This is a genomic window from Brevundimonas sp., assembly GCF_023259385.1.
In the GTDB taxonomy this organism is placed as follows: domain Bacteria; phylum Pseudomonadota; class Alphaproteobacteria; order Caulobacterales; family Caulobacteraceae; genus Brevundimonas.
Genome location: NZ_JAHFPF010000008.1, coordinates 1 through 14,042 on the forward strand (window position 1 = coordinate 1; position 14,042 = coordinate 14,042).

Below are 14,042 nucleotides of genomic sequence, written 5' to 3' on the forward strand. Positions count from 1 at the left end.
TCGGCGACGATCCGCTCAGCCTCGGCGTAGCGACGGGCGTCGACCCGCGCGCGCACCGCCGCGGCCGCCTCGTCCTCCGCGTTCATTCCGGCGCCGAGCGCGCGAAGGCCGGAGGCGGGCACGGCGCCGACGATCGCCACCCCGGCCAACAGGGCCAGCATCATCGCGCCCTTGGGCGAGCGGCGGCCGCCCAGGATGAAATAGAGGATCAGCCAGACGACGATCGCGCCCGCCAGCCCGCCCAGCAGGCCGACGCCGATACCCGTGGCCAGGTCCAGCGGCATGTTCGCCGTGCCGTTGACCGTCGTGAAGCTCTGGGAGACGGAAAAGACGAAGGCCCACAGGAAGACCAGGATGGAGCCGATCACCGGCCCGGCGGCGCCCGGCTTTCGCGGCTTCGCCCGGCGCGAATTCGAGGTTGGAAAATCGGTCATCGCACGCGCCCCCGCGAACTTCTGCAAGCGTCACGCTAGCCCGCCGCATCGCCCCGCCACAAGCCGGCGTCGTCCAGGAAATCACACGGTTGTTCCCGGGACGTTCTCCGGGCTAGTTGAAGCCATGGACTTCACCGAAGACGCCTTCGTCCTTTCCGCCCGCGCCCACGGCGACACCGGAGTGGTGGTCGACCTGCTGACCGAAGGGCAGGGACGCCGCGCGGCCTATGTCGCCGGCGGGGCCTCGCGGCGGATGAAACCCTTCCTGCAGCCGGGCGCCCGGGTGGTCGCCGAGATGCGCGCCAGGACCTCGGATCATCTCGGCTCGGCCCGGCTGGAGCCGGTGGGGGAGGGGCCCAGCGCCCTGTTCGACGATCCGCTGGCGCTGACGGGGCTGGCCGCCGCCGCCGCGGTGGCGCAAGGCGCGCTGCCGGAGCGGGAGCCGCACCCCGGCGCCTTCCTGGCCTTCGAGGCCCTGATGTCGGCCTTCATGATGCCGGACGTCTGGCCCGCCGTCTTCGTGCGCTTCGAGGCGGGGCTGCTGGAGGATCTGGGGTTCGGCCTGGACCTGAGCCGCTGCGCCGTCACCGGCGCGATGGACGATCTGATCTGGGTCAGCCCCCGCACCGGCCGCGCCGTCAGCCGCGAGGCGGGCGCGCCGTATGCAGACAAGCTGCTGCGCCTGCCGCCCTTCATGCTGGGCGCGCAGGCCGGGCTGGGCGAAGGCGATATCGGCGCCGGCTTTGACCTGACCGGGCACTTCCTCGAACAGTTCGTCTTCCATCCCATGGACCGTCCCCTGCCGCCCGCGCGGGTCTGGATGATCGACAAGCTGCGGGAAGCCGGGCGGCTGTGAACCCGCCGCCCATGGATAGGACGCCCACGGACCAAGGGTAGCCGTTCGGCCACGGCGGCGGGCAAACCCAACTGAACAGACCTCCGTCATGGAACCGCCGCCGAGACTTCGCCGAGCCGTCGCCGGCCACGTCTAAGGCCGCGAGACGTGCATTCGCACGACAACGTTTCTCGGGGACAACCATGACCATTCATCGCCTTCTGGCAGGCGCTTCCACGCTCGCGCTCGTTTTCGGCGGAGCGCTCTTGTCGCCGGGGCAGGCCCTGGCCCAGGCCATCGTCGCGAACCCCGATCCGGCGACCGCGCTCGATGAGGTCGTTGTCTTCGGGCGCGGCCAAACCCGCCAGCAAGCCTCGATCACCGAGGCCGCCATCGCCGTCGAAGCGCCGGGCACCAGCCCGCTGAAGGCTATCGAACGCCTGCCGGGCGTCAGCTTCCAGTCGGCCGACGCCTTCGGGAACTACGAATGGTCGGCGCGCGTGACCCTGCGCAGCTTCAACCAGAACCAGCTGGGCTTCACGCTGGACGGCGTGCCGTTGGGCGACATGAGCTACGGCAATCACAACGGCCTGCACATCTCGCGCGCCATCATTTCCGAGAACGTCAGCCGCGTTGACGTGGCCCAGGGTTCGGGCGCGCTGGGCACGGCCTCCAGCAGCAATCTGGGCGGCACGATCCAATTCCTCAGCCGTCGGCCGGCCGAAGCGTTCGGCGTCGACGTCGCCGGGACCTACGGCGACGAAAGCACCATGCGCGGCTTGGTCCGCCTGGACACAGGTGAGCTGTTCGGCCCCGACTCGCTGCGGGCCTCGCTTTCCTACGTCAACCAGCAGGGCGACAAGTGGAAGGGCGTCGGCGAGCAGAAGCAGCAGCAGATCAATTTCAACGCCGTGCTGCCGATCGGCCGCGGCCAGCTGTACGGGTTCGTCAATCACTCCGAGCGTCGCGAAAACGACTATCAGGACATGTCGCTGGAGCAGATCGGTCGCCTGGGACGCGACTGGGACAACATCTCGGGCGACTACGCCCTGGCGGTGCGTATCGCCGACATCTACCAGGCCAACCCAGGCGGCGACTGCCCGCAGTTGGGCGGCGGAACGGGCGCCAACAACTACCCGGGCGGCGTGGGATGCGTCGATGACGCCTATTTCAACGCGGCGGGCCTGCGCGATGACACCCTGGCGGCCCTGACCTTCTCGTATCCGATCACCGACGCCCTGGACGTGTCGCTGACCGGCTACGGCCATGACAACAAGGGGCAGGGCCTGTGGTGGACCCCCTATCTGGCGACGCCGGTCGGCGCTCCGGATCAGTCCGGGGCAGCGATCACCGCCCCCAGCCCGATCTCGGTCCGCACGACCGAGTACGATATCGAACGCCGCGGCGTGATCGGCTCGGCCAACCTTCGCCTTGGCGCTCACGAGATCGAAGGCGGCTTCTGGCTGGAGAACAACGACTTCAACCACGCCCGGCGATTCTACGGCCTCGCCCGCGCGGCCAACACGCGCAACTCCCTGGACTTCCTGGAGAACCCGTTCTCCACCCAGTGGGCCTATGACTTCGAGACCGAGACCCGGCAGTTCTACGTGCAGGACACCTGGACCGTGATGGACGGCCTGACCGTCAACGCCGGCTTCAAATCCCTCAGCGTCGAGAACTCGGCCACCACTCTGGTCGGCGAGAACAAGACCGGCACGATCAAGGCCGAAGACAACTTCCTGCCCCAGATCGGCGTGGCCTATGACCTCAACGGGGACCACCAGCTGTTCGCCTCGTACGCCGAGAACATCCGGGCGTTCGAGTCTTCGAACACCGGCGGCCCGTTCTCGGCGACGGCGGCCGGGTTCGCCGCGCTTCGCGACAATCTGCGCCCGGAAAGCTCCAAGACGCTGGAGGCCGGCTGGCGCTTCCGCTTCGACCAGATCCAAGGATCGGTCGCAGCCTATCATGTCGAGTTCGAAGACCGTCTGCTGAGCGTCGCCCTGGGCGCGCCGATCCTGGGTCTCGGCAACGGCATCCAGAACGTCGGGTCGGTCCGCAGCCGCGGCTTCGAGGCGGCGGCGGTGTGGTCGTTCGCGGACAACTGGTCAGCGTTCGGTTCGTTCAGCTACAACGACTCGACCTACGAGGACGACGTCCGTGACGGCGTGGGCGCGCTGGTCGCGGCCACCGCCGGCAAGACCGTGGTCAACACCCCCGAGACCCTGGCCCGGGCCGAAGTCGCCTATGACGACGGCAACCTGTTCGGCGCCCTGGCCGGCGCCTTCACCGGCGAACGGTACTCCAGCTACCTCAACGACGAGTCGGCGGACGCCTTCACCCTGGTCGAACTGACCGCCGGCTACCGCTTCACCGACGGCGCCTCCTGGTTGAACGGCACGGAGATCCAGCTGAACGTGACCAACCTGCTCGACGAAGACTACATTTCGACGGTCGGTTCGGGCGGCTTCCAGAACGGCGCGGGTCGGCAGACCTTCCTGCCGGGCGCACCGCGTCAGGCGTTCATCTCGCTGCGCCGCCACTTCTGATCGGGTCCAGCGGATGGGGCGTGAAGTCGCGCCCCATCCGCTATCCGGACCGCCGATCTGACGGCCCGATCTTCCATCCACAGAGCGGGCGGTTCAGGGGCTAGACTGGCGGTTCAAATCGTCCGATTCGGAACCCATGACCGTTCATACCCCCCCGCCGGAAGGCGGTCGCATCGTCGATGAGCCGATGAGCGAGGCGCTGTCCAAGCGCTATCTGGCCTACGCCCTGTCGACCATCACCAACCGGGCCCTCCCGGACGTTCGCGACGGCTTCAAGCCGGTGCACCGGCGCATCATGTACGCCATGCACCAGATGCGCCTGAACCCGCAGGCCGCGGCGCGGAAGTGCGCCAAGGTCGTCGGGGAGGTGATGGGCACCTATCACCCGCACGGCGACGCCTCGATCTATGACGCCCTGGTGCGCCTGGCCCAGGATTTCGCCCAGCGCTATCCTCTGGTCGACGGACAGGGCAATTTCGGCAACATCGACGGCGATAACGCCGCGGCCATGCGCTACACCGAGTGCAAGCTGACCGCCGCCGCCGTGCTGCTGATGGACGGCATCGACCAGAACTCGGTCGATTTCCGCCCCACCTACGACGACCAGGACGAGGAGCCGGTCGTCCTGCCCGCCGGCTTCCCCAACCTGCTGGCCAACGGCTCGTCGGGCATCGCCGTCGGCATGGCCACCTCGATCCCGCCGCACAACGTCGGCGAACTCATCGACGCCTGCCACCTGCTGCTGGAACGGCCGGACGCGAAGACCGAAGAACTGGTGCAGATCGTGCCCGGGCCGGACTTCCCGACCGGCGGCGTGGCCGTGGAAGGTCACGCCTCCATCCTGGACGCCTATGAGACCGGGCGAGGAGGCGTTCGCCTGCGCGCCCGCTGGGAGACCGAGGACCTGGGCCGCGGCGTCTGGCGCATCGTCGTCACCGAGATGCCCTATCAGGTGCAGAAGTCGAAGCTGATCGCTGACCTCGCCGACCTGATCGAGAACAAGAAGGCCCCGCTGCTGGCCGACGTGCGCGACGAGTCGGCAGAGGACATTCGCCTCATCATCGAGCCTAAGTCCCGGACGGTAGAACCTGAAGTTCTTATGGAAAGCCTGTTCAAGCTTTCCGATCTGGAAGTCCGCTTCCCGATCAACATGAACGTGCTGGACGCCACCAACACGCCGCGCGTCATGGGCCTGAAGGCCTGCCTGCAGGCCTTCCTGGATCACCGCCGCGAGGTGCTGGTCCGCCGCGCCCAGTGGCGCATAGAGCGCGTCGAGAAGCGGCTGCACCTGTTGGAAGGCCTGCGGATCGTCTTCCTCAACCTCGACGAAGTCATCCGCATCGTCCGCGAGGAGGAGCAGCCCAAGGCGGTCCTGATCGCCCGCTTCGGCCTGTCCGAAATGCAGGCCGACTACATCCTCGACACCCGCCTGCGTCAGCTGGCGCGGATCGAGGAGATGGCGATCGAGAACGAATACAAGGAATTGTCGGACGAACTTGCCAACCTGCAATCGCTTTCGTCCTCGCCGGCGAAGCAGTGGAAACAGGTCGGCAAGGATCTGGAGGCTGTGCGCAAGGCGCTGATCTCGCCGCGACGCACCACCATCGCCGAAGCCGTCGACAGCTCGGCCTTCGCGCCGGTCGAGGCCTTCATTCCGCGCGAGGCGATCACCGTCATCCTGTCCGAACGCGGCTGGATCCGCGCCGCCAAGGGCAAGGTGGACGATCCCTCGGAGCTGAAGTTCAAGGAGGGCGACAGCCTCGCCTTCCTGGTTCCGACCTATACAACCGACAAGCTGCTGGTCGCCGCCTCGGATGGGCGTATCTTCACCGTCGGCGCCGACAAGCTGGCCTCGGGCCGCGGCCACGGCGAGCCGCTGCGCCTGATGATCGAATTGGACGAGAAGGCCGAGATCATCAACCTGCTGGCCCATCAGCCGGGCGGCAAGCTGCTGATCGCGTCTAAGGCCGGCTACGGCTTCGTGGCCCCCGAAGATGAACTTCTGGCCCAGAAGCGCGGCGGCAAGCAGGTGCTGAACGGCGAGCTGCTGGCGGCGCTGCGCGTCACCGGCGACCACGTCGCCACCATCGGCGAGAACATCAAGGCGCTGATCTTCCCCGTCGCCGAACTGCCCGAGATGGGCCGCGGCAAGGGCGTGAAGCTGCAAAGCTTCAAGCAGGGCGGCCTTGTGGACGTCGCCACCTTCAACGCCGAACAGGGGCCGGAATGGGCCGACGGCGGCGGCCGCCGCCGCAACTGGCCCGACTGGAAGGACTGGCTGGGCAAGCGCGCCCAGGCGGGCCGTCAGGGGCCGCGGGGCATGCGGAAGTTCCGGTGACGACCGGGGCGCGGGTCCAGCGGGAAACCGCCGCCCACCGCGCCTTGGCCCTTGAGGCCGCCCGCCAAGCCGAGTCCGTGCTCGCCCTGTTCGAGCGCGAACATCCCGATGACGGGCGCCCTCAGGCGGCCGTCGAAGCGATCCGCGCCTGGGCCGAAGGCCGTCGAGCGCTCGACCTGGCCGAGGTTCGACGTCTGTCGCTGGCCTCGCACGCCGCCGCCCGCTCCGCCGCGACCGACGTCGCCCGGTTCGCGGCCCGTGCGGCGGGGCAGGCGGTCGCGACCTGGCACGTCCCTGCCCATGCGGAGGCCGTGCCCGGCTATGTCGCCAAGGTCCTCGCCGCGGCGGACGCAACGAAGGCGTAAGCCGATGACGCCGATTTCACTATTCGGCCCAAGGCCTCGGCCTCATACTGTCCGGAAGGGGCCGGAGATCTGGCCCGGTTGGAGAATGCAATGATCACCTGGATCATCATCGGCGTCGTCGTTCTGGTGCTGCTGTTTGTCGTCGTCGGCGGCTACAACAAGCTCGTCGCCCTGGACCAGCGCGCGGACCAGTCTTTCGCCGACATCGACGTGCAGCTGAAGCAGCGTCAGGACCTGATCCCGAACCTGGTCGAGACGGTGAAGGGCTACGCCACCCACGAGCGCGGCACCCTGGACGCCGTGACCAAGGCGCGCGCCGCCGCCGCCGGGGCCACTTCGGTCAACGACAAGGTGCAGGCCGAAAACATGCTGACCGGCGCCCTGGGCCGCCTGTTCGCCGTATCGGAGGCCTATCCGGACCTGAAGGCCAACACCAATTTCCAGCAGCTGTCGGCTGAACTGTCGGACATCGAGAACAAGCTGGCCGCGGCCCGCCGCTTCTTCAACAATGCGGTCGGCGAGTTCAACGCCGTGCGCCGCCAGTTCCCGACCGTCCTGTTCGCCGGCCTGTTCGGCTTCGCTTCGGACAAGCCCTTTTTCGACGTGGGCGAGGGCGACCGCGCCGCCATGAACGCCGCCCCGCCGCAGGTGAAGTTCTAAGAACCGATCATGGGCGCCGTCGGGCTCCAGACCCACATCTGGGCGAACAACACGCGGTCGGTCATCCTGCTGGTGACCTTCCCCATCCTGCTGATCGGCATCATCTACGGCATCCAGCTCATCCTCATGGGGCTGGGTGTCCTGCCGGGCTCTGGCAAGGCGTTGGGCGACGACATGGCCCTGGCCGCCTCCTGGCTGGGGGCGACTATTCCGCTCGCCCTCGTCGTCGCCGCCGTCTGGTTCGCCATCGCCTATTTCGGCAGCCAGACCATGGTCGACATGCTGACCGGCGCGCGGAAGGTCGAACGCAGGACCGAGCCGGAACTCTATAATCTGCTTGAGAATCTTTCGATTTCGCGCGGCCTGCGTACGCCGACGCTGCGGGTCATCGACAACGATAGCCTGAACGCCTTCGCCACCGGTCTGCACGAGGGGCAGTACAGCATCACCGTCACACGCGGACTGGTGCAGAGCCTGACCCGCGACGAGTTGGAGGCCGTGCTGGCTCACGAACTGACCCACGTCATCAACAAGGACGTGCGGACCATGGTGATCGCCTCGATCTTCGCGGGGATCATCAGCGTGCTGGCCGAGCTAGTGTTCCGGGCCTTGCTCTATTCCGGCGGCGGACGGCGGCGCGAGGACAACAAAAACGCCATGCCGTTGATCCTGATCGGCATCGCGTTCGCCGTGGTCGGCTTCGTCCTGGCCATCGTCATCCGCATGATGCTGTCGAGGACCCGCGAGTATGTGGCCGACGCCGGCGCGGTCGAATTGACCAAAAACCCCGACGCCATGATCTCGGCCCTGCGCAAGGTCGAGGGCCGCTCCAGCCTGAAGGGGCCGGACGAGCTGCAGCAGCTGTTCCTGGACAACCAGCCGGACGGCGTCGGGCTGGAAGGCATGTTCGCCAGCCATCCGCCGATCCAGAAGCGTATCGACGCCCTGATCCGGTTCGGAGGAGGGCGCGACCCCGGTCCTTGGACGGGCGAGGAGGCCTATGGCTCATCCTTCCCCGCGAGCACCTCGGTCCCCATAACCTGAACTGGAACCGCCGATGGCGAAGCGGAAGATCGAGGTCGAGAATTTCACCAGCCCCAGCTCGGTCCAGTCCGTGGACGCCGACAAGTACGAGGCGATGCGGGCCGCCTATCTGAAAGCCGTGCCGCCCAGCGAACCCGGGGCGACGCCGGCGGAGATCCTTTCCGCGCTGAAGGGCGACCTGCCGCAGGATTTGTTCCCCGGCGGGGCCACGGCGGGCTGGTGGGCGGAATGCGTTCAGTTGGACCTGGAAGCCAAGGGCGTCATCAGGCGGGGTGATCGTTCCCCGGTCCGCCTTCGGAAGGCCTGACCGCTTCGTCGGTCAGCCGTTCCCAACCCAGCCGGGTCAGCTGTTCCATCGGCCGGAAGCCGGCCTTGTAGTCCATCTTCTGCGACCCGCGGACCCAGTAGCCGAGATAGACGTACGGCAGGCCCACGGACGCCGCCTGCCGGATGTGATCCAGGATGGCGAACCGGCCCGGACTACGGTCCTCCAGCATCGGATCGAAGAAGCTGTAGACCATCGACAAGCCGTCGGAGAGCAGGTCGGTCAGGCAGACGCCGACCAGATCGCCCGGCCCGCCGTCGGAGGAGGGCGCCCGGTACTCGATCACATGGGTGCGCACGGCCGTATCCTCGACCATGGCCACATAGTCGGCCCAGCCCATGCCGTTCATGCCGCCCTCGGAATGGCGGGCGGCGAGGTAGCGGCGCAGCAGATCGAACTGTTCGGCCGTGGCCTCGGCCTCGACGAGATCGCGCGACAGGCTCTCGTTGCGTTTCAGCACCCGCCGCTGCGAGCGGGAGAAGGCGAACTGGGCGACCGGCACGCGCACGGAGACACAGGCGTCGCAGGTCTCACAGGCGGGGCGGTAGGCGATGTTCTGGCTGCGGCGGAAACCGGCCTGGGTCAGCTCGTCATTGACGTGGGCGCCCTCACTGAACGGCAGGTTGGCGAACACCTTCCGCTCGGTCTGGCCCGGCAGATAGGGGCACGGCGCGACCGAGGTCATATAGAAGCGAAGCTGGCGCTGGGGAACGAACCGGGTCACGCGTCTAGGTCCGCATCCAATCCGGTCCGAATTCGGGCGACCTGTCCATCGCGGGATTTGGCCCCGTGTTGCAGCGCAGCGCAAGCCCGTTCGCCCGTCACCCGAACCGGTCGTGACGGGCGGGCGGTCACAGGCTGGTGTCCGTGGGCAGGACCGGCGCCTCGCGCAGCAGCACGATGGCGATCCGGCGGTTGCCCGCCAGGGTCGGATCGTCGGGATAGAGGGGGTCCGAACCCGCCTTGCCCGAGACCTGGTAGACCCGGTCCGGAGCGACGCCCGCCGCCTGCAGCACCAGCCGCGAGGCGTTGGCCCGCTCGGCCGACAGGGTCCAGTCGTTCGGGCCGGTCGCCCGGTTCGACCCCGGCGCCGCCGAGGTGTGGCCGGTGATGGAGATCCGGTTGGGCAGCTGGTTGATGACCCGGGCGATGGCGCGCAGCAGGACCTGGGCGCGGGCGTTCGGGCGCGAGGAGTTCTGCTCGAACATCGAGCGGCCTTCCTGATCGACCAGCTGGATGCGCAGGCCCTCCGGCGTCTGGTCGATGATCAGCTGTTTCGACAGCTCGGCCAGCTCCGGCATCGACTGCATGGCCTGACGCAGGGATTCGGCGGCCGAGGCGAAGTCGGCGGCCTCTCGGCGGGCGATCTCCTCGCGCAGCTGCGCCTCGCTGGCGCCCGTCAGATCCGAGCTTTGCCCCGCCTGTTCGGCCGGATCCTGCGGCGCTTCCGGCGCCAGCTGGGTGATGACCGAGTTGGACCCCGACGACTTGGCGCCGTCGTCGCCCAGCGAGGTTCCTCCCAGGATGCCGCCCGAGCCCGAGGTCGTCGCCGACACGCTGGCGGGGGCGAAGTATTCGGCGATGCCGCGCTTCTGCTCCGGATCGGTCGTATTGATCAGCCACATCAGCAGGAAGAAGGCCATCATCGCGGTCACGAAGTCGGCGTAGGCGACTTTCCACGCGCCGCCGTGGTGGCCGCCGTGGCCACCCTTCTTGATCTTCTTGATGAGGATCGGACGATCGCTCATGGACATGGAATACGGGCCTCAACCGGCGAAACTGATCGAGGTTTGAAGCAACAGGGTTAAGGCGACGTTTCCCATACGGCGCCTTGCTCAGACGGCGCTTGTTTTGCCGGGCGCGGCCCCCTAGGTCGGGGACGTGACGCTTGAACCGCCTCCGGAACACCCGACCGACGAGACCCTGGCCTATCGCCGGGCGCTGGGCGCGTTCGCCACCGGCGTCTGCGTGGTCACCGCTGACAGCCCCCAAGGCCCGCTGGGCCTGACCATCAACTCCTTCACCTCGGTGTCGTTGGAGCCGCGCCTGCTGCTGTGGTGCATCGACGAGCGGTCGGAACGCTGGCCGGTGTTCGCCGCCGCCGAGCGATTCGCCGTTCACATCCTGCCCGCCACGGACCGCGAGACGGCCGCGCGCTTCGCCCGGGGCGTGGCCCTGCTGGAGCCCGGCGAGTTCGAACGCCGCCTGGACGGCCCGCCGTGCCTGCCTGAGGCGCTGGCCCGGTTCGAATGCACCGTGCATGACCGCATCCAGATGGGCGACCACATGGTCGTCATCGGCCGGGTCGAGGCCTTTTCAGCCTCGGACGGCGACGCCCTGACCTTCTGGCGCGGTCGCTACGGATCCGTTGGAGTGGACGAATGAAGACCGGTTTCGCAGGCCTGGGCGTCATGGGCGGACCGATGGCGCGCCATCTGGTCGCCGCGGGCCATGCGGTGGCGGGCTACAACCGCTCCCCGGACAAGGCCCGGACCTGGGCGGACGCCCATGGCGGCGTCTTCGCCGCCACGGTGGCGGAGGCCGCGGTCGGCGCCGAACTGTTCGTGCTGTGTGTCGGCAACGACGACGACGTGCGCCAGGTCGTGACGGAAGCCCTGCCGCATCTGGCCAGGGGCGCGGTGATCGTCGACCACACCACGACCTCGGCGAAGGTGGCGCGCGAGATGTCGGACCTGGCGGCGGGGCAGGGGGCCTTCTTCATCGACGCCCCGGTATCCGGCGGCCAGGCGGGCGCCGAGAACGGCCAGCTCAGCGTCATGGCGGGCGGCGACGCCGGGGCCCTGTCGCGGGTCGAGCCGGCGCTGATGGCCTATTCGAAGGCGGTCAAGCACATGGGGCCGTCCGGCGCGGGCCAATTAACCAAGATGGTCAACCAGATCTGCATCGCCGGCGTCGTCCAGGGCCTGGCCGAGGCGGTGCATTTCGCCGAGCGCGCGGGCCTCGACACCGACGCCGTCTATGATGCCGTTTCCAAGGGCGCGGCGCAGTCCTGGCAAATGGACAATCGCTGGAAGACCATGGCCAGGGGCGAGTTCGAGTTCGGCTTCGCCGTCGACTGGATGCGCAAGGATCTGGGCCTGGTCCTGGACGAAGCCCGCGCCAACGGCAGCCACCTGGCGCTGACCGCGCTGGTCGATCAATTCTATTCCGAAGTTCAGGCCCTGGGCGGCGCCCGCTGGGACACCTCGAGCCTCGCAGCCCGCCTGCAGGATCGCGCGCGGTAAGAATCCGCTGAGACGGCTTCTGCAAATTTTCAGCTAGAGCCTTGTAAAATCAACGGAATGCCTCAAATCGATTTCAAATCCCAACCATTATTTCGCATAATATATCTTAGGCGATAAAAGACATGCGCGACCGCGTATCGGCTTTATCCTGTGTCGAGCCGCAATTGTTGGGCAAACCCATTGTTGTCCCCGTTCTGCCCGACGACCTGATCGCCGAGACCCTGTTCGAGGTCGCAGCCGCCGACGGGCGACTTCCTGGACGGCTATCCGCTCGTCGCGGTTCGGCATCCTCCAAACCACTGAACGCCGCCTATCGCCTGTACCGGTCCGGCCGCCGCCAGGTTCAGAGCGCCGCGGAGCGCGCTTTCACTACCTGGCTCCGCCGGGAGATGACCATCTCGATCGACGCCTTCAACATGCTGACCGCCTGCCCCGTGAGCGGGCGACCTGAGCCGCTTACGGCCGTCGGCGCTTTATGACTACATGGATTCAGGCACGCGAACCGCGCCTGAAACCCTCCCCGTCGGCGAGACCAGGATAGCTAGGGCCCGTTGGACCCGCCGGCCCGACGGCGCAGCCGCTTCGCCCTGACTGGCGCGAGGGGGCGGAGCCCTTGGCGCTGTCGGCGGCGTGCGACCCGTGCCCGTTGTCCCTGCCCGCTTTCACTCGGCAGGGAACCTTGGACGGGGTCCGCCGTTTCCGGCGCCGTCGTGAAAGAGAGTGGCGTGATGTCCTACTATTGCATCGTCAACCTGCCAGGCGCGCCGGTCCGCGAGATCGCGGCTCTCGGCGCGGCGGACGACGAGGCGGCGCACGCGGAACTCGCCCGGCTGGCCGAGCTCTGGCCGGCGTTCGAGACCATCGCCCTTTATGACGGCGAACGCGCGGTCTCGGTGCTGGCCAATCCCGCCTTTGGCTTCTACTCGGAGCCGCTTGAGCTGCGAACCCTGGCCGCTTGAGCCGTCCCGGCTGACCCTGCTCGGCGACTCCCTGACCGCCGGCTACGGCCTGCGCCCCGGGGGCGGCCCTTCCGGTCCGGCTCCAGGCGGAGCTGGACGGGCTCGGCCGGCCCGTGACCAACGCCGGCCGTTCGGGCGCGCCGGATGGCTTCGGGCCTCTTGCTCCGAACCTCTCCGCCTCCGCTCAGCGCCGGGCGGCGGCCTTGTCGCCGCGGACCAGGGCCTCGACCTCGTCCTCACCGACATTGGCGTTGTCGCCGGGCGTGGTCATGGCCAGGGCGCCGTGGGCTGCACCGAGTTCGGCGGCGCGCCGTCCGTCCTCGCCGTTCAGCAGGGCGTGGATGACGCCCGAGGCGAAGGCGTCGCCGCCGCCCACCCGATCTAGGATTTCCAAATCGGATCGCAGCACCGAGACGTGCCGATCGATCCGGTCATGGAAGACGCCCTGCCAGCTGTTCGCCGAAGCGCTGCGCGGATCGCGCAGCGTATAGGCGACGCCCTTCAGGTTCGGGAACATGTCGAAGGCCAGAGTGGCCGCCCTAGCCGGGGGCGCGGGATCCGTCGGCCAGCCGCGGCGACCGGCCCAATCGTCGGTCAGCCCCAGACAGGCGCGCAGTCCATGGTCATCGCCGAACAGCAGGTCGGCCTCGGCGATGATGCAGCGGTTCACCTCGCGCGCCGCCGATGGATCGGGATGGCTGTTCCACAGGCTGGCGCGATGGTTCAGGTCGTAGGAGACCGGCACCCCATGCCGACGCGCCGCCTTCACCGCCGCGACGGCGGTGCGCGCCGTGCTCTCCGACAGAGCCGCGAAGATGCCGCCGGTGTGGAGCCAACGCGCGCCGCCGGAGCCGAACAGGGCGTCCCAGTCGAAATCCTCGGGCGTCAGGGCCGAGGCGGCGGAGTTGGCCCGGTCCGACACGCCCAGGGGCGCCCGGACGCCGAACCCCCGCTCGGTGAAGTTCAGTCCCATACGGGTGTTCCGCCCGATGCCGTCCCACTCGCGCCACAGGACATGACGGACATCGACCCGCGCCGAGGCGATCAGGGACTCGGTCAACACGCCCAGTTCGTTGCGCGGCAGGGCTGTCAGCACCGCGGTCGGACGGCGGAAGGTGCGGCTCAGGCCGCGCGCGACGTTGTACTCGCCGCCGCCTTCCCAGACGTTGAAGGCGCGGGCGCTACGCACCCGGTCCTCGCCGGGATCGAGGCGCAGCATGACTTCGCCCAGAGCGACACAGTCCCAGGCCCGGCCTTCGGCGGCCGGGACCGCCCAGCCGGTCATCGG

Annotated in this window: 15 protein-coding genes; 11 read left to right on the plus strand and 4 right to left on the minus strand. The window is 68.2% G+C overall.

Annotation, left to right across the window (positions count from 1 at the left end):
- On the minus strand, positions 1 to 434 hold a 434-nt coding region (locus tag Q0C81_RS01000), incomplete at its 3' end, for a hypothetical protein (protein ID WP_291832367.1).
- A 124-nt stretch (positions 435 to 558) separates the two neighbouring features.
- On the opposite strand from Q0C81_RS01000, the gene recO reads away from it, so the two are divergent.
- From recO to Q0C81_RS01035, 7 genes are all read left to right on the plus strand, one after another.
- Entirely contained in the window at positions 559 to 1,290 is a 732-nt protein-coding gene (gene recO, locus Q0C81_RS01005; RefSeq protein WP_291832369.1) for a DNA repair protein RecO, read from the plus strand.
- 182 nt (positions 1,291 to 1,472) lie between these two features.
- A complete protein-coding gene (locus tag Q0C81_RS01010) occupies positions 1,473 to 3,818 on the plus strand; it encodes a TonB-dependent receptor (protein WP_291832371.1) in 2,346 nt (781 codons plus the stop codon).
- Positions 3,819 to 3,954: 136 nt separating this feature from the next.
- A complete protein-coding gene (gene parC, locus Q0C81_RS01015) occupies positions 3,955 to 6,156 on the plus strand; it encodes a DNA topoisomerase IV subunit A (RefSeq protein WP_291832374.1) in 2,202 nt (733 codons plus the stop codon).
- On the plus strand, positions 6,153 to 6,521 hold the full coding sequence (locus Q0C81_RS01020; protein WP_291832376.1) for a putative immunity protein: 369 nt from the start codon (positions 6,153 to 6,155) through the stop codon (positions 6,519 to 6,521). The genes parC and Q0C81_RS01020 overlap by 4 nt, the downstream gene beginning before the upstream one ends.
- 90 nt (positions 6,522 to 6,611) lie before the next feature.
- Positions 6,612 to 7,181, plus strand: coding sequence for a LemA family protein (locus Q0C81_RS01025; protein ID WP_291832378.1), 570 nt, complete (start codon positions 6,612 to 6,614; stop codon positions 7,179 to 7,181).
- 9 nt (positions 7,182 to 7,190) lie between these two features.
- The gene (locus Q0C81_RS01030) at positions 7,191 to 8,225 is read left to right on the plus strand and encodes a M48 family metallopeptidase (protein WP_291832379.1); all 1,035 of its coding nucleotides are present in this window, start codon (positions 7,191 to 7,193) and stop codon (positions 8,223 to 8,225) included.
- A gap of 13 nt (positions 8,226 to 8,238) precedes the next feature.
- A complete protein-coding gene (locus Q0C81_RS01035; protein ID WP_291832380.1) occupies positions 8,239 to 8,532 on the plus strand; it encodes a hypothetical protein in 294 nt (97 codons plus the stop codon).
- Here Q0C81_RS01035 and Q0C81_RS01040 read toward each other — a convergent pair.
- Positions 8,489 to 9,274: an arginyltransferase gene (locus tag Q0C81_RS01040; RefSeq protein WP_291832381.1), complete on the minus strand. Its 786-nt coding sequence runs from the start codon at positions 9,272 to 9,274 to the stop codon at positions 8,489 to 8,491. The two genes, Q0C81_RS01035 and Q0C81_RS01040, sit on opposite strands and share 44 nt — an antisense overlap.
- Before the next feature lie 127 nt (positions 9,275 to 9,401).
- The gene (locus Q0C81_RS01045; protein WP_291832382.1) at positions 9,402 to 10,304 is read right to left on the minus strand and encodes a flagellar motor protein MotB; all 903 of its coding nucleotides are present in this window, start codon (positions 10,302 to 10,304) and stop codon (positions 9,402 to 9,404) included.
- A 127-nt stretch (positions 10,305 to 10,431) separates the two neighbouring features.
- On the opposite strand from Q0C81_RS01045, the gene Q0C81_RS01050 reads away from it, so the two are divergent.
- The 4 genes from Q0C81_RS01050 to Q0C81_RS01065 all read left to right on the plus strand — a co-directional run bounded on the left by Q0C81_RS01050 (position 10,432) and on the right by Q0C81_RS01065 (position 12,754).
- On the plus strand, positions 10,432 to 10,935 hold the full coding sequence (locus tag Q0C81_RS01050) for a flavin reductase family protein (protein ID WP_291832384.1): 504 nt from the start codon (positions 10,432 to 10,434) through the stop codon (positions 10,933 to 10,935).
- Positions 10,932 to 11,795, plus strand: coding sequence for an NAD(P)-dependent oxidoreductase (locus tag Q0C81_RS01055; RefSeq protein ID WP_291832386.1), 864 nt, complete (start codon positions 10,932 to 10,934; stop codon positions 11,793 to 11,795). Before Q0C81_RS01050 ends, Q0C81_RS01055 begins: the two co-directional genes overlap by 4 nt.
- Positions 11,796 to 11,917: 122 nt before the next feature.
- The gene (locus tag Q0C81_RS01060; RefSeq protein ID WP_291832387.1) at positions 11,918 to 12,274 is read left to right on the plus strand and encodes a hypothetical protein; all 357 of its coding nucleotides are present in this window, start codon (positions 11,918 to 11,920) and stop codon (positions 12,272 to 12,274) included.
- 249 nt (positions 12,275 to 12,523) lie between these two features.
- Positions 12,524 to 12,754, plus strand: a complete 231-nt coding sequence (locus tag Q0C81_RS01065) for a hypothetical protein (protein WP_291832408.1) — start codon at positions 12,524 to 12,526, stop codon at positions 12,752 to 12,754.
- A 184-nt stretch (positions 12,755 to 12,938) separates the two neighbouring features.
- Here Q0C81_RS01065 and Q0C81_RS01070 read toward each other — a convergent pair whose 3' ends face one another.
- Positions 12,939 to 14,039, minus strand: a complete 1,101-nt coding sequence (locus Q0C81_RS01070; RefSeq protein ID WP_291832389.1) for a sugar kinase — start codon at positions 14,037 to 14,039, stop codon at positions 12,939 to 12,941.
- Positions 14,040 to 14,042 lie beyond the last annotated feature (3 nt).

Coding starts and splice junctions, on each gene's coding strand:
- Q0C81_RS01070 (WP_291832389.1), bottom strand. CDS start 14,039: ATGACCGGCTGGGCGGTCCCGGCCGCCGAAGGCCGGGCCTGGGACTGT.
- Q0C81_RS01045 (WP_291832382.1), bottom strand. CDS start 10,304: ATGTCCATGAGCGATCGTCCGATCCTCATCAAGAAGATCAAGAAGGGT.
- Q0C81_RS01055 (WP_291832386.1), top strand. CDS start 10,932: ATGAAGACCGGTTTCGCAGGCCTGGGCGTCATGGGCGGACCGATGGCG.
- Q0C81_RS01060 (WP_291832387.1), top strand. CDS start 11,918: ATGCGCGACCGCGTATCGGCTTTATCCTGTGTCGAGCCGCAATTGTTG.
- Q0C81_RS01025 (WP_291832378.1), top strand. CDS start 6,612: ATGATCACCTGGATCATCATCGGCGTCGTCGTTCTGGTGCTGCTGTTT.
- parC (WP_291832374.1), top strand. CDS start 3,955: ATGACCGTTCATACCCCCCCGCCGGAAGGCGGTCGCATCGTCGATGAG.
- Q0C81_RS01030 (WP_291832379.1), top strand. CDS start 7,191: ATGGGCGCCGTCGGGCTCCAGACCCACATCTGGGCGAACAACACGCGG.
- Q0C81_RS01065 (WP_291832408.1), top strand. CDS start 12,524: ATGTCCTACTATTGCATCGTCAACCTGCCAGGCGCGCCGGTCCGCGAG.
- Q0C81_RS01010 (WP_291832371.1), top strand. CDS start 1,473: ATGACCATTCATCGCCTTCTGGCAGGCGCTTCCACGCTCGCGCTCGTT.
- Q0C81_RS01035 (WP_291832380.1), top strand. CDS start 8,239: ATGGCGAAGCGGAAGATCGAGGTCGAGAATTTCACCAGCCCCAGCTCG.
- recO (WP_291832369.1), top strand. CDS start 559: ATGGACTTCACCGAAGACGCCTTCGTCCTTTCCGCCCGCGCCCACGGC.